This is a genomic window from Tepidamorphus sp. 3E244 (genome assembly GCF_046159835.1).
Taxonomy (GTDB): Bacteria; Pseudomonadota; Alphaproteobacteria; order Rhizobiales; family Tepidamorphaceae; genus JACKJK01.
The window spans coordinates 1,346,397-1,365,098 of sequence record NZ_JBJXCY010000002.1; the positions used below are offsets into that span (position 1 = coordinate 1,346,397).

Consider the following 18,702-nt stretch of genomic DNA (forward strand, 5'->3'; position numbering starts at 1 on the left):
TTCTTCCGACATTTCAGCCCGAACCCGCAGCCGTCACCGGTCATCGAGATGGCCGATAACATCTCTGTGAGCAGCTGCCGGCTTGGTGTCTCCTCGCACGAATCAAATTGAACAGGGATTTGAAATCGATAGGCTAGCGGGATGGATGACCCGCCCTGGGCGGATAAAGAGAGGGAGACTCACATGAAAACGACTGCTGCTTTTGCGGCCGCCATTCTGGTGACAACCGCGCTCTCGGCCTCGGCCGAAACGCTGCGCTGGGCTCGGGCCGGCGATTCCCTGACGCTCGATCCCCATGCCCAGAACGAGGGTCCGACGCACACCCTTGCGCACCAGATCTACGAGCCGCTGATCATCCGCGACATGACGGGTGCCTTCCAGGCCGCCCTCGCCACAGACTGGGCACCCAAGGAAGGCGATCCCACCGTGTGGGTCTTCAACCTGCGCCAAGGCGTGAAATACCACGACGGTGCCGACTTCACCGCCGAGGACGTGGTCTTCTCGATCAACCGTGCGAAGTCGGAAGATTCCGACATGAAAGAATTGCTCACCTCCATCGTCGAGGTGCGCGCCGTCGACGACCACACGGTCGAGTTCGTGACCGATGGCCCGAACCCGATCCTGCCGTCGAACCTCACCAACCTGTTCATGATGGACAAAGGCTGGGCCGAGGCCAACGACGCGGTCAAGGTACAGGACATCGAAGGCGGCGAGACGACCTTCGCAACGACCAATACCAACGGCACCGGCGCCTACAAGCTGGTCAGCCGCGAGCCCGACGTGAAGACGGTGCTCACTGCGAATGAAGACTACTGGGGCAAGGGCGAGTTTCCGCTCGACGTGACCGAGATCGTCTACACCCCGATCCAGAATGCTGCGACCCGCGTTGCCGCGCTGCTGTCCGGCGAGGTCGACTTCATCCAGGACGTGCCGGTGCAGGACCTCGACCGCGTGGCCAATACCGACGGGCTGGTGGTCAAGACCGCACCGCAGAACCGCGTGATCTTCTTAGGCATGAACATGGGTGCCGACGACATCGCCAATGACAGCGTCGAGGGTGCCAACCCGCTCGCCGATGCGCGCGTGCGCAAGGCAATGTCGATGGCGATCAACCGCGATGCCATCAAGCAGGTCGTGATGCGCGGCCAGTCCCAGCCCGCCGGCATGATCGCGCCGCCCTTCGTCAACGGCTGGACGGAAGAAATGGACAGCTCGTCGGCGACCGATGTCGAGGGCGCAAAGGCGCTGATGGCCGAAGCCGGCTACGGCGACGGGTTCTCGATCCAGCTCGACTGCCCGAACGATCGCTACATCAACGACGAGGCCATCTGCCAGGCCGCCGTCGGCATGCTGGCGCAGATCGGCGTGACCGTGAACCTCGACGCCAAGCCCAAGGCACAGCACTTCCCGCTCATCACCAATGGCGAGACGGACTTCTACATGCTGGGCTGGGGCGTGCCGACCTACGATTCCGAGTACATCTTCAACTTCCTCGTCCATACCCGTGGCGATGAACGCGGCAGCTGGAACGGCACCGGGTTTTCCAATCCCGACCTTGACGCGAAGATCGTGAGCCTCGCATCCGAGACCGATCTGGACGCCCGCAATGCGGCCATTGGCGAGATCTGGCAGGTGGTACAGGACGAGCAGCTCTATATCCCGATCCACCACCAGGTGCTGAACTGGGGCATGACCGACAATGTGGGTATCGAGGTCAGCCCGGAAGACGATCCGAAGGTTAAGTTCTTCACCATGAACTGAGGTGGATGACGGGCAAGCGCGTCCGTCGCCATAGCGCCGCGCACCCACGAAAGGTGTGCGGCGCCCACTTCCTTCGGAACCCGCCATGCTCGCATACGTCATACGTCGCGTTGCACAGTCGGTGCTGGTGCTGCTGGTCGTCGGCCTCGTCGCGTTCTCGATGTTCAGCTTCGTGGGCGACCCGGTCGACAACATGCTTGGCCAGGAACGTACTCAGGCCGATATCGAGCGGCTGCGCGTGACGCTCGGCCTCGACAAGCCGTTTCCCGTCCAGTACTGGCGGTTTATGGAACAGGCCGCGCAAGGCAATTTCGGCCTGAGCTACCGGCAGGGCCGCCCGGTCTCGGAAATTCTGCTGGAACGGCTCCCTGCCACGCTGGAACTGGCCTTCGTTTCGGGCCTGCTGGCGCTTGTCGGGGGTATCGCGCTTGGCATCTTCACCGCCATTCGCAAGCGCGGCGCGGCGGCCCAAGTCATCATGACGCTGTCTCTGGTGGGTGTTTCCCTGCCGACCTTCCTGATCGGCATTTTGTTGATCTACGTGTTCTCTGTGGAACTGGGCTGGCTGCCGTCCTTCGGGCGCGGACAGGTGAAACGGCTCGGTGACTGGTGGACGACCGGCTTTCTCAGCCAGTCCGGTCTGAAGGCGCTGATCCTGCCTGCAATCACGCTCGGCCTCTACCAGATGACACTGATCATGCGGCTGGTGCGCACCGAGATGCTCGAGGTGCTGCGCACCGAATACATCCGGTTTGCGCGGGCGCGCGGCCTGCGCGAGCGGGCCGTCAATTTCCGCCATGCGCTGAAGAACACGCTCGTTCCGGTCATCACCATCACCGGCCTGCAACTGGGGTCGATCATCGCCTTCGCGATCATCACCGAGACCGTGTTCCAGTGGCCCGGCCTGGGGCTGATGTTCATCAACGCGATCCAGTTCGTCGACATCCCCGTCATGGCCGCCTACCTCATGCTGATCTCGGTGATGTTCGTGGGAATCAACCTCATCGTCGACATGCTGTATTTCGCAATCGATCCGCGCCTGCGGGTTGATCGAAGCGGCGGGAGGGCGTGATGAGCGTTCATGCCGACACGCCGCCGCCCGGTCGCCTGCGCCGGGCTTGGGACAGCGATTTCCTCTACTCGTTTCGCCGCGCGCCGGTGGCGGTCTTTTCGGCCGTGGTCGTGCTGATCCTGATGCTCGCGGCGCTGCTTGCGCCGTGGATCGCCCCGCACAATCCCTTCGATCCGGCGACGCTGGACCTGATGAACGGCTTCACACCGCCCGGCGCACCCAACGCCTTCACGGGCGAGACGTTCTGGCTCGGCACAGACGATCAGGGCCGCGACGTGTTCTCCACGATCCTGTTCGGGATGCGTATCTCGCTCTTTGTCGGGTTCTCGGCGGTTCTGCTCGCCATGATTCTCGGCGTGCTGCTCGGCCTGTTGGCCGGCTATCTCGGTGGCTGGACCGAGACAATCATCATGCGCATCGCCGACATTCAGCTCACCTTTCCCGCGATCCTCGTGGCCATGCTGATCTTCGGCATCGCCAAGGGCATCACGCCGCCGGAATACAGGGACCAGATGGCGATCTGGGTGCTGATCCTTGCGATCGGCCTCAGCGACTGGGTGCAGTTTGCGCGGGTGGTGCGCGGGGCAACGCTGGTGGAGAAGAACAAGGAATACGTGCAGGCGGCGCGGCTGGTCGGGCGTTCGCCCCTTGCCATCATGTTGCGCCACATCCTGCCCAACGTGCTGAACCCGGTGCTGGTGATCGCCACCATCAGCCTTGCGCTTGCGATCATCGCGGAGGCGACACTGTCGTTCCTGGGTGTGGGTGCGCCGCCGACCAAGCCCTCGCTGGGAACGCTGATCCGGATCGGGCAGGAGTTCATGTTCTCGGGCGAATGGTGGATCCTGTTCTTCCCCGCCGCCACGCTGCTTGCGCTTGCCTTGTCGATCAACCTGCTCGGCGACTGGCTGCGCGATGCCCTGAACCCGAGGCTGCGATGAGCTTGCCGGTCCTGTCCGTTCGCGATCTGGTCGTCGAAATCCCGACGCGCCGTGGCGTGCTCCGCCCGGTGGACCGGGTCAGCTTCGATATCGCGGCAGGTGAAATCCTCGGCGTGGTGGGCGAATCCGGTGCCGGCAAGTCGATGACCGGCAATGCCGTGATCGGCCTGCTCGACCCGCCTGCACGCATTGCTTCGGGCGAGGTGCTGCTGTCCGGCAAGCCGATCCACGATATCGGGCGACAAGCCCTGCGCCGGCTGCGAGGCAAGCGCATCGGCATGATCTTTCAGGACCCGCTGACCTCGCTCAACCCGCTGTTGAGCGTGGGCGACCAGCTTGCCGAAACGGTTCTGGAACATCTCGACGTCACCCGTGCGCAAGCGCGCCAGCGCGCTGTCGATGCCCTGAAAGAGGTTGGCATTCCTGCCGCCGCCGAGCGGATCGATGCCTTCCCGCACGAATTCTCCGGCGGGATGCGCCAGCGCGTTGTCATTGCGCTGGCGCTCTGCGCCGAGCCAGATCTCGTCATCGCCGATGAACCCACCACGGCGCTCGACGTGAGCGTGCAGGCCCAGATCATTGCGCTGCTCAAGCGGCTCTGCCGCGAGCGTGGCGTCGCCGTCATGCTGATCACCCACGACATGGGCGTGATTGCCGAGGCCGCCGACCGCGTGGCGGTGATGTATGCCGGGCGGCTGGCCGAGATTGGCGCGGTCCGCGACGTCATCACGAACGCGCATCATCCCTACACGGCAGGCCTGATGGCCTCGACGCCGCTGGCCAGCACAAGCCGCGCGCGTCTCCACCAGATCCCGGGCTCCATGCCCCGGTTGGAATCATTGCCGACCGGATGTGCCTTTCATCCGCGCTGCGAGCGCGCACAGGACCGGTGCCGGCAGGACCCCGGTCCGCGCGTCGAGGACTGCGATGGCCGCGCCGCGTGCTGGTATCCGCTGATCGGTGCCGATGCGAAGATCGGGGAGGCCGTCTGATGGGTGCGCTGATCTCCGTTCGCGGGCTGTCGCTCGTCTTCGATGTCTCAAGGCCGTGGCTGAATCGGCTGATCGAGCGCCGCAGCAAGGCGCTGCTGACAGCCGTCTCGGACGTGTCCTTTGAGGTCGAGGACAAGAGCGTCTACGCGCTCGTTGGTGAATCCGGGTCGGGCAAGTCGACCATCGGCAAGATCATTGTCGGGCTGCTCCGGCCCACGCGCGGCAGCGTCGAGATCGACGGCGTGAACCTCGCGACCGAGGCGGATCGCAGCGAAGTCGCCCGCGTGCGCGAAGACGTGCAGATGATCTTTCAGGACCCCTACGCCTCGCTCAACCCGCGCTGGCGCGTGCGTGACATCGTGAACGAGCCGATGGCGGTGCGGGGCGGAAAAACCGACGGGTTGGCCGAGCGCCTGCTCGTTCAGGTGGGGCTTGCGGCGGGCGATGCCGACAAGTACCCGCACGAGTTCTCCGGCGGGCAGCGCCAGCGCATCTGCATTGCCCGCGCGCTCGCCTCGCAGCCGCGCGTCATCGTCTGCGATGAACCGACATCGGCGCTCGATGTGTCGGTTCAGGCGCAAGTGCTGAACCTGATGTCGGACCTGCGCGATGAGCTGGGGCTCAGCTATGTCTTCATCAGCCACGATCTGACCGTGGTTCAGCACATGGCGGACCGGATCGGCGTTCTCTATCTCGGTCGCCTTGTTGAAGAAGCATCGCGCGACACGCTGTTTTCGACCCCAAAGCACCCCTATACGCAGATGCTGTTCGACGCGGCACCGCGCATGGACGGCTTCGGGCGCGAAGTCGAACCGCCAAAGGGCGAAATCCCCGACCCGATCAATCCGCCCACCGGCTGCACGTTTCACCCGCGCTGCCCTCTGGCGGTGGAGCGCTGCAAGCAAGAACGCCCGGAAATGCGTCTGGTTGGCGAAACCCGCGTGGCCTGCCACCTCGCCGAGTGATGGGGTGATCGACTGTTGCGCCAGTCCCTGTCCCCCTCGGAACCACACCACCTCTCGCGCCGTTGTTTCTCCACACTCACATTCCGGGAAACGCATCCATGAAATTTCTGCAATCCACCGCGGTGGCGCTGTGCCTAGCCGCGCTTGCTACCCCCTGCGCTGCGATGAGCGCCGAGGAGATCAATTCGGCCGATCCGCTGGCTGCTTCGGGTGAAGGCCCGCAGGCAGGCATCGTCCGGCTCCAGGTTGCGCTGGACCGCACCGGCGCCTCCACCGGCTGGATCGACGGCCACAACGGCCCCTCCACCGAGCGCGCGATCCGCGCCGCCGAGGAGATGCTGGGCCTGCCCGTCGACGGGCAACTGGACCCGGAGTTATGGACCATCCTGCAGACCGGCCAGCCCGCCATGCAGACCTATACGCTGACAGCCGAAGACGTGAACCAGACGCTTGTGCCGGATTTCGAGCGTGGCGACTGGGAGACCATGCGCGGGCTTAATTGCATCTGCTACCACACGTTGACAGAAGCCTTCGCCGAGAAGTTCCACATGGACGAGGAACTGCTGAAGGCCCTCAATCCCGGCGTGGATTTCTCCGTTGCCGGCACGAACATCCTCGTGGCGGCGCCGGGTGAGGACAAGGACACGCCGGTTGCCCGCGTTTTGGTGGACAAGGCGGAAGGCCAGGTGCGCGGCTTCGACGAGGGCGGCAAGCTCGTTTGGGCAGCGCGCGCTGCGGTGGGTTCGGAATCGACGCCGTCACCCTCTGGCACCGTCGAGGTAACCGCCGTCGCGCTCGATCCGACCTACACGTACAACCCGGAGAATTTCCCCGAAAACAACATCAAGGACACGTTCAACGTGGCCGCAGGGCCGAATGGCCCGGTTGGTTCGGTATGGATCGATCTCTCCAAGCCGACCTACGGCCTGCACGGCACGCCGCACCCCGAAGAGCTCAACACCATGGCGAGCCACGGCTGCGTGCGCATGACGAACTGGGATGCAAAGGAACTGGCGCACCTGGTGACTGCCGGTGTCCCGGTCGAGTTCGTCGAGTAACTGCAACCAGGACCTGAAACAAAGAAAGCTGCCGTGAGCGATCACGGCAGCTTTTTTGTCGGGTCTGTTCGGTTTGGATCGCGTTACGCCTCGAAGGTGATCCCGTCGGGGTCCGCGCCCATGTCACGCAACGTCTTGGAGATATCCTCGACCATCTTGTCGGGGCCGCAGACATAGAAGTTGCTGTCGGTCTCGGTGGCATGGGCCTTGAGGAACCCACGGTCGATCCTGTCGGTCAGGACATCCGCATCGTCCTGGTCGGTGACGGTGAACACGCAGTCGAGACCGTCCATCGCCTCGAACTCCTCCCGCAGGATGATGTCGCGCTCGGACGTGTTGGAAAACAGCAGCTTGTTGCCGGCAAGTTCTCCGTTCTCGTTGAGCTGCCGCAGGATGGCGATGAACGGCGTCACGCCCGCACCGCCTGCGATGAAGCTGCCCTTGCCCTTGTACTCGATCGTGCCCCATGGGTCGTCAAGCAGCAGGTGGTCGCCCGGCTGCAGCTTGCCGATCTGCTCGGTCACGCCGTCATGGCCGGGATAGACCTTGATGTGGAATTCCAGGTACGGCCATTCGTTCAGGGACGTGAAGGTGAAGGGGCGCTTTTCATCGCGCCAGCCTTCCTTGTCGATGGCAACCTCGGTCGCCTGGCCGGGGGTGAATTCATAGCTCTCCGGCTTTTCCAGCTTGATGCGGCGCACGTCATGCGTGTTCCAGCCGGTGTCGAGGATCTTGAGCCGGTGGGCCATGATGATCTCCTTGAGGCGAGGCGTCGGGTTGGGTGGCTCTGGGCCGCGTCAGATGAAATTGACGTGTGCGCGCACGCCGATATCCGGCTCGCTGTCGGTGAGGTTCGCCTTGGCGATTTCCCAGCCGAAGCGGAACGAGCTGTCGGAAGAAGCCCAGACTGCGGCGTCCTTCAGCTTGAGCTGAAGCATGGTGAGGTTTGGATCGTCCTTGCCGTTGTCGAACCAGGCCGCAACGACCGGGCTCCAGTACTCGTCGATCTTGGCGCGATCCGGGTTCACCACCAGCGTGCCGGCAAGGCAGGCGTGGTAATCGTGGTCGTCGCCGACGATGCACAGATGCGCTTCAGCCCCGCTGCCGATGGCGCGGACCAGATCGCTGGTCTTGTTGGTGTAGAACCAGACGGAGTTGTTCGCCTTGTCGGCAAACGGGGCCATCGGCTGCATGTGCTGGCCCGAACCGCTGACGCCGAGCATGCCGTCATGCACGTCGTCGATCTGCTTCCAGAGCTGGTCTTCGGGGTTTTCGCGGGTCTTGGAAAGGTCGGCCATGGGGCACCTGCTGTGTGAGTGTGGCTTTGGGGGGTCGCGCGTTGCGACCAGTCAGACTCGACAATGGGCGGCAAAGCGCGCGGTTCCCTCGTGATCGCGGCTTGCGACAATGGCGCGCGGTGGCTTGATGCTTGCCTTCGCAGCGCGGACGCGGGATGGATGAGGGGGCCTGGCGCTGTGCGTTTTCAGCCGGCGCAGCCCATGACAAGGAAACCGGCCTTCGATGGACCTGACAGCTCTCGTGCGCGAATTCGTGACCCTGATGGTGGTCATCGACCCCATCGGCTCGGTGCCGGTCTACCTGTTCGCCGTCCAGAGCGTCCCGCAACACCTGCACAAGCGATTTGCACTGCGCGCGGTGGCGATTGCCACGCTCGTCCTGCTCGGGTTTTTGGTCGGCGGGCAGTTCATGCTGGAAACGATGGGCCTGCGGCTCGGCTCGTTCCAGATTGCCGGCGGCGTGGTGCTGTTTCTCTTCGCGCTGACGATGATCTTCGGTGATTCAAAGGCCGCCCGCGAGATCGAGGAAGCCGAGCGCGATCATCTCGCCGGTGCGGTTTTCCCGCTGGCGATGCCGTCAATCGCCTCGCCTGGTGCGATGCTGGCGATCGTCATCCTCACCGACAATCACACCGAAACCATCACCGAACAGGCGGTGACGGCGGGCATTCTGGTTGTGGTGCTGATGGTGACGCTGGGCTTCCTGCTGGCGGCAAGCGTGATCAACAAGCTGATCGGCACCACCGGCGCCAGCGTCATTTCGCGCGTCATGGGCATCATACTGGCGACCATTGCGGTGGACGCCATTCTCGGTGGATTCGATGCGCTGGGTGTGCTGGACGTCGCGCCGCCGCCGACTGACAGCCCGCTCACCGATGGCAAGACGGGCTGACGTGGCAGCTTGAGCGCTACTCCTCGAGAGAGCCTTCGGCCTTCTCGTCGACCAGCTTGCGTTCGGCCTTCTTGCGCGTCTCGAAGCGGTCGGCGAAGGTTTCGGCTTCTTCCTTGGAGAACACTTCGCGCCCCTTGGCGAAGATGTCTTCTTCCTCTTCCTCCATGTGGTGCTCGTAGTCGTGCTTCAGGGTCTTGAAGCGCGTCAGCCAGCCCGGCGAGGAGAAGTCCATCTTGTTGAGTTCTTCCATGATGTCGTCCATCTCCTTGTGCTCGGCAACGGAGTGACGCGCATCGTCCTGGCCTTTCGGATCTTCCATCAGCTTGGAATAGAACGTCTCTTCCTCGGCCGCGGCGTGGGACTTCACGTCATAGTAGAATTCGTTCCACATCTTGCGGCGTTCTTCGCTGTCGCCCTGCGTGTCGGCTATGCCGTCGAGCAGCCGGCGATGGGTCTCGTGGTCGGCCTTGATGCGTTCGTAGATGGTCGTCATGGGAAATGTCCTCAAAATGCACGTCGAGCGCTGACCGCGTGCGGTACCGCTTCGTTGAGTTTGCCGAAAACGGGATGAGGCGTGCATGGCCCCGTACCCCGCCGGCAGCCAGCAAAATTGCCGGGGTGGAACGCACGACTTGGCATTTGGTTCCGCCCGGTCGGAAAAATTTTTGAACCGTGTCTTCAGCCGGCAATCCGGTCGGCAATCTGCTCTGCAAACAGCGGCGCCATGGTGAGCTTGCCCGGATCGATGGAGTGGAAGTGCCCGACGCTGGTGATGCCGATATCGTACCGGTTGTGCAGTTCACTGCCCGGATCGTAGATGTCCGTCTCGCCCCACGCGACGATGGCACCGCCCTTCACCGCCGGCTCGATCAGGTCTTCAACCGCAAGCGTTCCGAGCGCGTGGACGATTTCGCCCATGGCCTCGACCGTTCCGTCCAGAATCTCGCTGCGCAGCGGTTCGCTCGGATAATTCGCCCAGTCGGGCGGGGCGACATCGTGCGAAATCTCGCGCAGGCATGTCGGGTACCACGTGAGATATGTCAGCCCCGCGCCGTAGCTGACCACCTCTCCGAAGGGGCCGGAGACGAATGTCGTGCTTGGCGGCACGGGCGCGCCCTCGGGCAGAGTGCAGCTGACCCCGTATTTCAGCCGGTGCATCCAGACACGTTCGGTCTTCAGGCCGACTGACTGATCGAGTTTCAGCCGCCCGTCCCACAGGCAATTGACCACCTGGTCGAAGCTTTCTTCCAGCTCGCCGCGCCCATCGCTTGCCTGAACCGTGACGCCATCTTCGCCGGGCTGTGCGCCGGCGACGCGGTGGCCGAGCCGCAATTCAATGCGCGAGTGAGCCGCAATGCTATCGCGCAATGCGCGCGCCAGCACCACCGGGTTGATGGCAACTTCCGGCGTGTCGAAGGCTGCCGCGATGTGCTCGCGGCTGTAGGCGGCTTCAAGCTCGGTCTCGCTCCAGCGCCGCAGGGGCGCGTCGAGGTCCATGCCGAAATAGCTGGTGTCGGGATGTTGCGCATGTTCGCCGATCAGCGCGTGGGTCGCCTGCAGGTAGTCCGCCACCTGTTCGACCGAACCCTGCGTCTTGACGTGCACCGCATAAGTTGCCGGCATGGATGTGGCGAAGGCGGCCGATCCCGCGCCGAGGTGCCGCTTGAGAAAGGGTTCGAAGGCAAGCGCGCCCGCCATCATGCGTTTCGCTGTCCGCAGGCTCGGGTCGGCGGCATACATGTAGCCGAGATGCACCTTGCCCTCGTTGGCCGCGCCGGCCCGCGTGATGAGTGCATCGTTGAGATCGAAGATCGTGACGTCGATGCCGCGATCCGCGAGCGCCAACGCCACGCAGCAACCTTGCAAGCCTCCACCCAGCACGCCGACGCGCATCTTGTAGTCTCCGTATTCGATGGAAGTTGCGCTCAGGCCGGATCGACCCGCAGGCTCTTCATGGCAACCGGCTGAACGTCGCCGGTGCGGTTTGGATGCCGCAACTGGATGTAGTGCGGACCGGGACCGTCGAAAGCAAGGCGCAAGGCACCGTCGTGTGTGTCCGGCTGTGCGAAAGCCGCGTTGTTTATCGAGACCTCAAGGGCCGCGGCGCCCGCTCCGGCAGGGTGAAGCGTTGCCGTCCAGCGCGCCTGTTCGTCCGCTGTTGCGTCCACCACCAAAAACAGTTCCGCGGTTCGTGCGCCGATGGCCGGGCCATCGTGCGGGGTTGTCGTCCAGCCGTCACCGAGCAGGATTTCGCCATCCTTCGCGGACAGATCGACCACGCGGCCCGGCTTGATCTTCGGCGCGATCATGGTCGATTTCGCGTGGTCACTGACCCACTCGCCCGGCGACATGCCTGCCAGTGCCCGTTGGAAGGCGTCCGGATGCACGCCGCGGCGCTCCAGCTTGCGTTCGATGGAACTGCGGATCGGCTTGCGGCGGGCTTCGAGTTTCAGCTTCGTCGCGAACAGCTCGGACGCCTGTTGCAGCGCCACGGTTTCCATCAGCTTCAGCCGCGCGTCCGCGCCGCCCTGCAGCCAGTCCCACGCGCGCTCATGCTCGAACGAGCGGGGGTTCAGATAGGAATAGCGCCGCACGCCAGAGTGGATGCAGATGACCGAGACATGCGGGTGATAGACTGGCGACAACCCGGCGCGGTGGGCGCGGAAGATCCATTCCTGCGACGGGGAAAGGCGGGTTTCGTCCTTCTGCAGCCACGGGCCGACGCGCGCGCAAACCTCGCGCCGCACCGCCCAGCACGACGAGATGATGAAGATGCGCGGATCGTATTTTCCGCCGCGTGCAGGCCCGTCCAGGACCATCAGGTCCTCGAAGGCAACAGGCGGCCCCGTCTCGTGTGCGCTCTGCTGCACCAGCAGCACCGGCGACCATGAAAACGGCGCGCCCGTCGTGCGCATGAAGTCGATGCGCGCGCCGATGTGATCGGGAAAATAGAGATCGTCCTGATTGAGGAAGAGCACGAATTCGCCGCGTGCCAGTTCCAACCCGCGATTGTGCGGCGTCGACTGGTGTCCGGAATTCTCGGGCAGGTTCTCGAAGTGGATGCGCGGATCGTCGAAGGCGCGGATGGCGTCTTCGGTTTCCGCGTTGCAGCCATCGCCGATGACGATCAGCTCGAAATCCTCAAACGTGTTCGCCAGCACGCTGCGAATGGCGTAGCTCACCACCTGTGGTCGGTTGTAAGCGGAGATGATGATCGAGACGGTGGGTGCGGAGGTCATGGCGTCCGGAGATCTGAGGGTGCGCCTGACATGGAAACCCGAGCCGGTCCTGTCAATTCACATTGACGCAACGACACGTTCACAATCGTCGCGCTGTTGCGCCGTCACTGGAATTTCCGGAAAAACCGCGTCCGGTCGAACATGTCCTCCAGCGCTTCCATGCGCTCGCGCGTCGTGGCCCACAGCCGTTCCTGAACGTCCGACAGGATGATCTCCGCCAGCAGCATGGTGGTGACGTTGGAATCCCACGAGGAAGGAACCGCGATGTGGTTGCGGAAGGCAACGCTGGCGAATTGCGCGACGGGCGAGGCCCACTGGTCGGTGAACAGCACGATCAGCGCCCCGCGTTCGGCGGCGAGTTCGGCAAGCTTCAGGGTCGAGTTCTCGTAGCGGCGGATGTCGAAGATCACGACCACGTCGTCGGCATGCAGGTCGAGCAGGTAATGCGGCCAGGCGTTGGAGTTCGACGCGACGTGCACGACGTTCTCGCGAACCACCTGCATGTGCAGGAAGAAGTAGTCCGCCAGCGTGCGGGTGATGCGCCCGCCCACCACGAAGACTCGCCGTTTCGGGTCGGCCAGCATCGCGCAGGCCTTCTCGAAATCCTCGATCGCGACGCCCGACAGCGACTGCCCGATATTGTCGATTACCGCCTTCGTGAAGCGGTTGAGGATGTGGTCGTCCGGCGCGCTGCCGACCCATGTCTCGCGCTTGGTCAGGGGCGAGGAAATCTTCTGGTCGAGTTCCTCGCGCAGTGCGCGCTGGAAGTGCGGGTAGCCGGCAAAGCCGAGCTTCTGCACCAGTCGCGCCACCGTGGGCGTCGAGACCCCGGCGGATGCCGCCAGCGCGGTGATCGAGCCAAGGCCGGAGACGGGGTAGTTCTGCAGGATGACGTGGCTGAGCTGCATCTCCGAACGGGTGAGCTCGCCGGACTTGCCGCGCAGAAGTTCCTCGATGGTCTTTTTCGATGTCACGTCGTGTCAGCCCCGCTGCTCGCCTCGCGCGCATGGTGGCATGCCGCGCAAACCGGCAGACGCTCAAATTATATACAATCCACATGTTCAGTGAAAATTTTTCTTCGCCCGGTGATTGACTCACCGCTTGGCCGTGGCCGACATTTTCTCCCGACAACGCACAAGGGGAACGGGGCGCGGTGCCAAACGTGGACAAGCCGGAGCTTGAGGTCGCGGAGACGGTCAATCCGTCCGGCGCGCACCCGGTATTGCTTGTCTGCGAACATGCGAGCGCGTTCATCCCGGACGACTATGCCGGCCTTGGCCTGAGTGATGAACAGCGCAAGTGCCACATCGCGTGGGACCCTGGCGCGTTGGAAACCGCCCGGTTCATGTCGCAGAAGCTGGATGCCGTGCTGGTGAAGGGCAACGTCTCCAGGCTTCTGTACGACTGCAACCGCCCGCCGGAGGCGGTGGACGCGATCCCGCAGGTGAGCGAAATCCACGCCGTTCCCGGCAATGCCAACCTGACGGCGGCGCAGCGGCGCGCGCGCGTCGACACGTACTACCGCCCCTTCGAGACACGCCTCGCGCAAGTCGTCGCCGCGCACCGCGTGCCGCCGGTGATCGTCACCATGCATTCCTTCACGCCGGTCTATCGCGGCGTGACGCGCGACGTTGAAATCGGCATCCTGCACGACGAGGACGCCCGCCTTGCCGACGCGATGCTCGGCGTTGCCGAGGGTTTCGACATTCGCCGCAACGAGCCATACGGCCCGGAGGACGGCGTGACCCACACCCTGCGCCGCCACGCCCTTGAAAACGGGCATCTCAATGTCATGATCGAGATCCGCAACGATCTCGTCACCAACACGCAGGACTGCAGGACCATGGCGGATCATCTGTGCCGCTGGCTGGAAGCCGCCCTCGCGCGCCTTTCGGCAAGCCCCGCACGCGAGGTGCGCGCATGAACGCGCTCAAGGCTTACGTGCGCGCCATCGATGCGTTCAACTACGGCATCGGCCGCATCGTCATGTTCGGCCTGTTCGCGATGATGGGCATCCTGCTTTGGTCGTCGTTCTCAAAGGTCTTTGCCACGCCGACGCTGTGGACGCTGGAAATGGCCCAGTTCGCGCTGGTCGCCTACTTCATGCTGGGCGGGCCCTACGCGATCCAGATGGGTTCCAACGTGCGCATGGACCTGTTCTACGGAAGCTGGAGCATCAAGCGCAAAGCCTGGTTCGACGCGTTCACGGTCTTCTTCCTGATCGCCTATCTGGTGATCCTGCTGTGGGGCGCGATTTCATCGGCTGCCTATTCACTCGGCCATTTCCGTGGGGAGCCGTTCAGCTTCTTCTGGTCCATCGTCGCCGCCTTCTTCACCGGCGGGCCGGACGCGGTTTCAGAGCAACTCGGCCACATGGAGCGCAGCGCATCCGCATGGCGGCCATACCTCTGGCCGATCAAGCTGCTGATGGTCTTCGCCATCATCCTCATGCTGCTGCAGGCGGTGTCGGAGTTCTTCAAGGACATCCTGCGCCTGCGCGGCGAGGAAATCCCCGGCCCGGATCGCACCGAGAGCAATTCGCCCGATGCCGATGCCATGTATGACGACGCCCGCGACATCAACATGAAGGACATTGCCTGATGTCCTACGAGATGATCGCCATCCTCATGTTCTCCACCATGATGGTGATGCTGCTGACGGGCCAGCGCGTCTTCGGCGCAATCGGCTTTGTCGCGGTGATTGCGGCCCTGCTGCTGTGGGGCGACCGGGGCGGCTTCGACCTCGGGTTTTCGGCGGCCATCAAGCTGATGAAATGGTATCCGCTGATGACGCTGCCCATGTTCATCTTCATGGGCTACGTCATGTCGGAGAGCCGCATCGCCGACGACCTCTACCGCATGTTCCATGTCTGGATGGGCGGGCTCGCCGGCGGGCTTGCCATCGGCACCATCGGCCTGATGGTGCTGATTTCCGCGATGAACGGCCTGTCGGTGGCGGGCATGGCCATCGGGGCCACAATTGCGCTGCCCGAACTGCTGCGCCGCGGCTACGACAAGCGCATGGTCACCGGCGTCATCCAGGCCGGGTCATCGCTCGGAATCCTCGTGCCGCCATCGGTGGTGCTGGTGCTCTATGCCATGATCGCGCGCCAGCCCGTCGGCCAGCTCTGGCTTGCCGGCGTCATTCCCGGCCTGCTCATGGCCGCGCTGTTCATCATCTACATCGCCGTTCGCTGCAGGATCTCCCCGGAGCTTGGCCCGGTGCTTGCGAAAGAAGAGCGCGATATCCCCAAAATCGAGAAGTACAAGCTGCTGGCGGCCGGCGCGCTGCCGCTGGGCATCTTCTTCGCGATGATGGTGCCCTTCGTGAACGGCTGGACCTCGCTGGTGGAAAGCTCGACCATCGGCGCGCTGACCGCCTTCCTCGCCGCCGTGCTCAAGGGCCGCATGACGTGGCGCGTGTTCGAGACGTCGGTGCGCAAGACGCTCGGCATCACCTGCATGTTCATGTGGATCATCCTGGCGGCACTCGCCTTCGGCGCGGTGTTCGACGGGCTCGGCGCGGTCAAGGCCATCGAGGGCCTGTTCACCGAGAAGCTCGGCCTGTCGCCGTGGGTGATCTTGATCCTAATGCAGCTGAGCTTCATCCTGATGGGCACGTTCCTCGACGACACGGCGATGCTGGTCATCGTCGCGCCGCTCTACGTGCCGCTGGTTGGCGCGCTCGGCTTCGACCTGGTCTGGTACGGCGTGCTCTACACGATCACCTGCCAGATCGCCTACATGACGCCGCCCTTCGGCTACAACCTGTTCCTGATGCGCGCCATGGCGCCGCCGGAGATCTCGATCCACGACATCTACCGCTCCATCATCCCCTTCGTGGTGGTGATGGCCGTGGCGCTGGCGCTCGTGATGATCTTCCCGCAGATCGCACTGTGGCTGCCCGACACCGTTTACGGAAAATGACAACAGAAGGCTTCGCGCAAGAAGCCCTGGACTTTGCGAACCCGAACCAGATGGAGAGCAACATGACGACCAGAAGACAATTTCTGACCACGGCCGGTATCGGCGGTGCGGCGACGCTCGCCGCCCCGGCGATCGTCAAGGCGCAGGCGCCGATCAAGTGGCGCTTCCAGACCTATGCCGGTGCCGCGCTCGGCGAGCACGTCACCAAGCCGATGGTCGACTACGTCAACAACGCGGCCAATGGCGAGATGGAAATCGAGCTGTTCTACGCCGACCAGATCGTCCCCACGGGCGAGCTGTTCCAGGCGCTGCAGCGCGGCACCATCGACGCGGTCCATTCCGACGACGATTCCATGGCCTCGCCCACGCCGCTGCGCCAGTTCGGTGGCTACTTCCCGTTCGCCACCAAGCACATCCTCGACGTGCCGGTGCTCTTCAACCAGTACGGCCTCGCCGACATCTGGTCGAGCGAGTACGAGAAGGTCGGCGTGAAGTGGCTCTCGGCGGCCGGTCAGGACCCGTGCAACTTCAACACCAAGAAGGAAATCAAGTCGCTGTCGGACCTCGAAGGCCTGAAGCTCTATTCCTTCCCGACTGCGGGCCGCTTCCTCGCGAAGTTCGGCGTCGTGCCGGTGTCGATCCCCTACGAGGATGCCGAAGTCGCGGTGCAGACCGGCGAGCTCGACGGCATGGCATGGTCGGGCATCACCGAGGATTACACGGTGGGCTGGGCCGACGTGACCGACTACTTCCTCACCAACAACATCTCCGGTGCGTGGATCGGATCGTGGTTCGTGAACGAGCAGAAGTGGGCCGACCTTCCCGAGCATCTCAAGCAGCTCGTCATGGCCGCCACCGAAGCCGGCCACACCTACCGCAACCAGTGGTACTGGGGTGGTGAAGCCCGTCTGCGCGCCAAGGGCGACAAGCTCGAACTGCGCACGGTTCCGGCCGAGGAGTGGGCGGAAGTCGAAAACGCCGCGAAGGACTTCTGGACCGAGGTCGCCGAGGAAGGCGAGATCCACGAGAAGATCGTCGGCATCTTCCGCGAGTACAACTCCGTCATCAACCAGGCCGGCCCGCCCTACACCAACGGCTGATCTGCCTGAGCGCACATGCAACAACACGGCCCCGGATACGTCCGGGGCCTTCTTTGGTCTTTCGGGGGCACGACGCCATGAGCAAGCTGAAGACGAGCAAGCTGACTATCGAGGATTTGAGGGAGCGCGCCGAGACCGGCGAGATCGACACCGTGCTGGTCTGCATGGTGGACATGCAGGGCCGCCTCATGGGCAAGCGCTTCCACGTCTCCAACTTCCTGGAGAGCGCGCAAGAAGAGACCCATTGCTGCAACTACCTGCTGGCGACCGACCTCGAGATGGCAACGCCCGAGGGCTATGCCACCACGAGCTGGCGCAAGGGCTACGGCGACTACGTGATGAAGCCGGACCTCGACACCCTGCGCCTGATGCCGTGGCTGGAAGGCACCGCCATGGTGCTGTGCGACATCCTCGACCACCACACCCACGAGCCGGTGCCGCAGTCCCCGCGCCAGTTGCTCAAGACCCAGATCGAGCGCCTCGCGGAAGCAGGTTTCACCGCCAAGATGGCGACCGAGCTGGAATTCTTCCTGTTCCGCAAGCCGCTGCACGAATTGCGGGCCGAAGGCTACCGCAACCTCGAGCCGATCAGCGACTACAACGAGGATTACCACATCTTCCAGACCACCAAGGAAGAGCACGTAATGCGCCCGTTGAGGAACCACCTCTTCGCGGCCGGCATCCCGGTTGAAAACACCAAGGGCGAGGCGGAAGCCGGCCAGGAAGAGCTGAACATCAAGTATGCCGATGCGCTCGCCTGCGCCGATCACCACGTCATCGCCAAGCACGCGACGAAGGAAATCGCCTGGCAGCAGGGCCATTCGGCGACCTTCCTGCCCAAGTGGCATCCCGACCGCGTCGGCAGCGCCGCGCATATCCACCTGTCTCTGTGGCAGGACGGGCGCAATGTCTTCCATGATGCCGACGCCGGCCACGGCATGTCGCAGCTGATGAAGCACTTCATGGCGGGGCTGATCGCCTATACCCGCGACTTCACGTGGTTTCTCGCGCCTTACGTCAATTCCTACAAGCGCTTCGGCAAAGGCACCTTCGCCCCCACGAAGACCGCATGGTCCGTCGACAACCGCACGGCGGGCTACCGCCTTTGCGGGGCAGATACCGGCGCGGTGCGCGTGGAATGCCGCATCCCCGGGGCGGACATGAACCCCTATCTCGCGCAGGCAGCCCTCATCGCCGCGGGCCTGCGCGGCATCGAGGAAAAGCTGACGCTTCAGCCGCCCGCATCGGGCGACATGTACGACAATGCCGACGTGCCGGAGATCCCCTCCACGCTGCGTGAGGCGACGGAGACTTTGCGCAACTCAGCCATGCTGCGCGAGGCCTTGGGGGACGCCGTCGTAGACCATTACGTTCGCTGCGCATCCTGGGAACAGGAAGAGTTCGACCGTGCCGTGACCGATTGGGAAATCGCACGCGGCTTCGAGAAGGCCTGACATC

The 18,702-nt window shown here is 63.7% G+C and carries 18 protein-coding genes; 12 read left to right on the forward strand and 6 right to left on the reverse strand.

Annotated features, from left to right (window positions below; translation table 11 throughout):
- Nucleotides 1–183: 183 nt before the first annotated feature.
- The 6 genes from ACKTEK_RS15120 (at nucleotide 184) to ACKTEK_RS15145 (ending at nucleotide 6,789) form a co-directional block, all read left to right on the forward strand.
- Nucleotides 184–1,761 carry an ABC transporter substrate-binding protein gene (locus ACKTEK_RS15120; RefSeq protein WP_409166118.1) on the forward strand — a complete coding sequence of 526 codons (1,578 nt, stop codon included), beginning with the start codon at nucleotides 184–186 and terminating at the stop codon, nucleotides 1,759–1,761.
- 85 nt (nucleotides 1,762–1,846) lie between these two features.
- On the forward strand, nucleotides 1,847–2,833 hold the full coding sequence (locus ACKTEK_RS15125; protein WP_409166119.1) for an ABC transporter permease: 987 nt from the start codon (nucleotides 1,847–1,849) through the stop codon (nucleotides 2,831–2,833).
- Nucleotides 2,833–3,774 carry an ABC transporter permease gene (locus ACKTEK_RS15130; RefSeq protein ID WP_409166120.1) on the forward strand — a complete coding sequence of 314 codons (942 nt, stop codon included), beginning with the start codon at nucleotides 2,833–2,835 and terminating at the stop codon, nucleotides 3,772–3,774. The genes ACKTEK_RS15125 and ACKTEK_RS15130 overlap by 1 nt, the downstream gene beginning before the upstream one ends.
- Nucleotides 3,771–4,766, forward strand: coding sequence for an ABC transporter ATP-binding protein (locus tag ACKTEK_RS15135; protein WP_409166121.1), 996 nt, complete (start codon nucleotides 3,771–3,773; stop codon nucleotides 4,764–4,766). Before ACKTEK_RS15130 ends, ACKTEK_RS15135 begins: the two co-directional genes overlap by 4 nt.
- Nucleotides 4,766–5,731, forward strand: coding sequence for an ABC transporter ATP-binding protein (locus ACKTEK_RS15140; protein ID WP_409166122.1), 966 nt, complete (start codon nucleotides 4,766–4,768; stop codon nucleotides 5,729–5,731). Before ACKTEK_RS15135 ends, ACKTEK_RS15140 begins: the two co-directional genes overlap by 1 nt.
- Before the next feature lie 98 nt (nucleotides 5,732–5,829).
- A complete protein-coding gene (locus ACKTEK_RS15145; RefSeq protein ID WP_409166123.1) occupies nucleotides 5,830–6,789 on the forward strand; it encodes a L,D-transpeptidase family protein in 960 nt (319 codons plus the stop codon).
- Between the two features lie 83 nt (nucleotides 6,790–6,872).
- Here the strand turns inward: ACKTEK_RS15145 and ACKTEK_RS15150 are convergent, their stop codons facing one another.
- Both ACKTEK_RS15150 and ACKTEK_RS15155 read right to left on the reverse strand, forming a co-directional pair.
- Nucleotides 6,873–7,538 (reverse strand): FAD-binding oxidoreductase, encoded by a 666-nt coding sequence (locus tag ACKTEK_RS15150; protein ID WP_409166124.1) that lies wholly within the window; start codon nucleotides 7,536–7,538, stop codon nucleotides 6,873–6,875.
- Between the two features lie 48 nt (nucleotides 7,539–7,586).
- Nucleotides 7,587–8,087 (reverse strand): pyridoxamine 5'-phosphate oxidase family protein, encoded by a 501-nt coding sequence (locus tag ACKTEK_RS15155; RefSeq protein ID WP_409166125.1) that lies wholly within the window; start codon nucleotides 8,085–8,087, stop codon nucleotides 7,587–7,589.
- Between the two features lie 223 nt (nucleotides 8,088–8,310).
- On the opposite strand from ACKTEK_RS15155, the gene ACKTEK_RS15160 reads away from it, so the two are divergent.
- Nucleotides 8,311–8,979, forward strand: a complete 669-nt coding sequence (locus ACKTEK_RS15160; protein WP_409166126.1) for a MarC family protein — start codon at nucleotides 8,311–8,313, stop codon at nucleotides 8,977–8,979.
- Between the two features lie 16 nt (nucleotides 8,980–8,995).
- Here the strand turns inward: ACKTEK_RS15160 and ACKTEK_RS15165 are convergent, their stop codons facing one another.
- From ACKTEK_RS15165 to ACKTEK_RS15180, 4 genes are all read right to left on the reverse strand, one after another.
- On the reverse strand, nucleotides 8,996–9,472 hold the full coding sequence (locus ACKTEK_RS15165) for a hemerythrin domain-containing protein (protein ID WP_409166127.1): 477 nt from the start codon (nucleotides 9,470–9,472) through the stop codon (nucleotides 8,996–8,998).
- A gap of 185 nt (nucleotides 9,473–9,657) precedes the next feature.
- Nucleotides 9,658–10,872 (reverse strand): FAD-dependent oxidoreductase, encoded by a 1,215-nt coding sequence (locus ACKTEK_RS15170; RefSeq protein WP_409166128.1) that lies wholly within the window; start codon nucleotides 10,870–10,872, stop codon nucleotides 9,658–9,660.
- A gap of 32 nt (nucleotides 10,873–10,904) precedes the next feature.
- Nucleotides 10,905–12,218: a glycosyltransferase family 2 protein gene (locus ACKTEK_RS15175; protein ID WP_409166129.1), complete on the reverse strand. Its 1,314-nt coding sequence runs from the start codon at nucleotides 12,216–12,218 to the stop codon at nucleotides 10,905–10,907.
- Between the two features lie 104 nt (nucleotides 12,219–12,322).
- Nucleotides 12,323–13,192 carry a MurR/RpiR family transcriptional regulator gene (locus tag ACKTEK_RS15180; RefSeq protein ID WP_409166130.1) on the reverse strand — a complete coding sequence of 290 codons (870 nt, stop codon included), beginning with the start codon at nucleotides 13,190–13,192 and terminating at the stop codon, nucleotides 12,323–12,325.
- Between the two features lie 179 nt (nucleotides 13,193–13,371).
- Here ACKTEK_RS15180 and ACKTEK_RS15185 point away from each other — a divergent pair, with 179 nt between their 5' ends.
- The 5 genes from ACKTEK_RS15185 to ACKTEK_RS15205 all read left to right on the forward strand — a co-directional run bounded on the left by ACKTEK_RS15185 (nucleotide 13,372) and on the right by ACKTEK_RS15205 (nucleotide 18,698).
- The gene (locus ACKTEK_RS15185) at nucleotides 13,372–14,142 is read left to right on the forward strand and encodes an N-formylglutamate amidohydrolase (RefSeq protein WP_409166131.1); all 771 of its coding nucleotides are present in this window, start codon (nucleotides 13,372–13,374) and stop codon (nucleotides 14,140–14,142) included.
- Nucleotides 14,139–14,819 carry a TRAP transporter small permease subunit gene (locus tag ACKTEK_RS15190; RefSeq protein WP_409166132.1) on the forward strand — a complete coding sequence of 227 codons (681 nt, stop codon included), beginning with the start codon at nucleotides 14,139–14,141 and terminating at the stop codon, nucleotides 14,817–14,819. Before ACKTEK_RS15185 ends, ACKTEK_RS15190 begins: the two co-directional genes overlap by 4 nt.
- Nucleotides 14,819–16,144 carry a TRAP transporter large permease subunit gene (locus tag ACKTEK_RS15195; RefSeq protein WP_409166133.1) on the forward strand — a complete coding sequence of 442 codons (1,326 nt, stop codon included), beginning with the start codon at nucleotides 14,819–14,821 and terminating at the stop codon, nucleotides 16,142–16,144. The genes ACKTEK_RS15190 and ACKTEK_RS15195 overlap by 1 nt, the downstream gene beginning before the upstream one ends.
- A 62-nt stretch (nucleotides 16,145–16,206) precedes the next feature.
- On the forward strand, nucleotides 16,207–17,244 hold the full coding sequence (locus ACKTEK_RS15200; protein ID WP_409166134.1) for a TRAP transporter substrate-binding protein: 1,038 nt from the start codon (nucleotides 16,207–16,209) through the stop codon (nucleotides 17,242–17,244).
- A gap of 77 nt (nucleotides 17,245–17,321) precedes the next feature.
- A complete protein-coding gene (locus ACKTEK_RS15205; RefSeq protein WP_409166135.1) occupies nucleotides 17,322–18,698 on the forward strand; it encodes a glutamine synthetase family protein in 1,377 nt (458 codons plus the stop codon).
- Nucleotides 18,699–18,702: the final 4 nt, after the last annotated feature.

Excerpts from the sequence above, each read along its gene's own strand:
- ACKTEK_RS15120 (WP_409166118.1), top strand. The coding sequence starts at position 184 with ATGAAAACGACTGCTGCTTTTGCGGCCGCCATTCTGGTGACAACCGCG.
- ACKTEK_RS15125 (WP_409166119.1), top strand. The coding sequence starts at position 1,847 with ATGCTCGCATACGTCATACGTCGCGTTGCACAGTCGGTGCTGGTGCTG.
- ACKTEK_RS15130 (WP_409166120.1), top strand. The coding sequence starts at position 2,833 with ATGAGCGTTCATGCCGACACGCCGCCGCCCGGTCGCCTGCGCCGGGCT.
- ACKTEK_RS15135 (WP_409166121.1), top strand. The coding sequence starts at position 3,771 with ATGAGCTTGCCGGTCCTGTCCGTTCGCGATCTGGTCGTCGAAATCCCG.
- ACKTEK_RS15140 (WP_409166122.1), top strand. The coding sequence starts at position 4,766 with ATGGGTGCGCTGATCTCCGTTCGCGGGCTGTCGCTCGTCTTCGATGTC.
- ACKTEK_RS15145 (WP_409166123.1), top strand. The coding sequence starts at position 5,830 with ATGAAATTTCTGCAATCCACCGCGGTGGCGCTGTGCCTAGCCGCGCTT.
- ACKTEK_RS15150 (WP_409166124.1), bottom strand. The coding sequence starts at position 7,538 with ATGGCCCACCGGCTCAAGATCCTCGACACCGGCTGGAACACGCATGAC.
- ACKTEK_RS15155 (WP_409166125.1), bottom strand. The coding sequence starts at position 8,087 with ATGGCCGACCTTTCCAAGACCCGCGAAAACCCCGAAGACCAGCTCTGG.
- ACKTEK_RS15160 (WP_409166126.1), top strand. The coding sequence starts at position 8,311 with ATGGACCTGACAGCTCTCGTGCGCGAATTCGTGACCCTGATGGTGGTC.
- ACKTEK_RS15165 (WP_409166127.1), bottom strand. The coding sequence starts at position 9,472 with ATGACGACCATCTACGAACGCATCAAGGCCGACCACGAGACCCATCGC.
- ACKTEK_RS15170 (WP_409166128.1), bottom strand. The coding sequence starts at position 10,872 with ATGCGCGTCGGCGTGCTGGGTGGAGGCTTGCAAGGTTGCTGCGTGGCG.
- ACKTEK_RS15175 (WP_409166129.1), bottom strand. The coding sequence starts at position 12,218 with ATGACCTCCGCACCCACCGTCTCGATCATCATCTCCGCTTACAACCGA.
- ACKTEK_RS15190 (WP_409166132.1), top strand. The coding sequence starts at position 14,139 with ATGAACGCGCTCAAGGCTTACGTGCGCGCCATCGATGCGTTCAACTAC.
- ACKTEK_RS15195 (WP_409166133.1), top strand. The coding sequence starts at position 14,819 with ATGTCCTACGAGATGATCGCCATCCTCATGTTCTCCACCATGATGGTG.
- ACKTEK_RS15200 (WP_409166134.1), top strand. The coding sequence starts at position 16,207 with ATGACGACCAGAAGACAATTTCTGACCACGGCCGGTATCGGCGGTGCG.
- ACKTEK_RS15205 (WP_409166135.1), top strand. The coding sequence starts at position 17,322 with ATGAGCAAGCTGAAGACGAGCAAGCTGACTATCGAGGATTTGAGGGAG.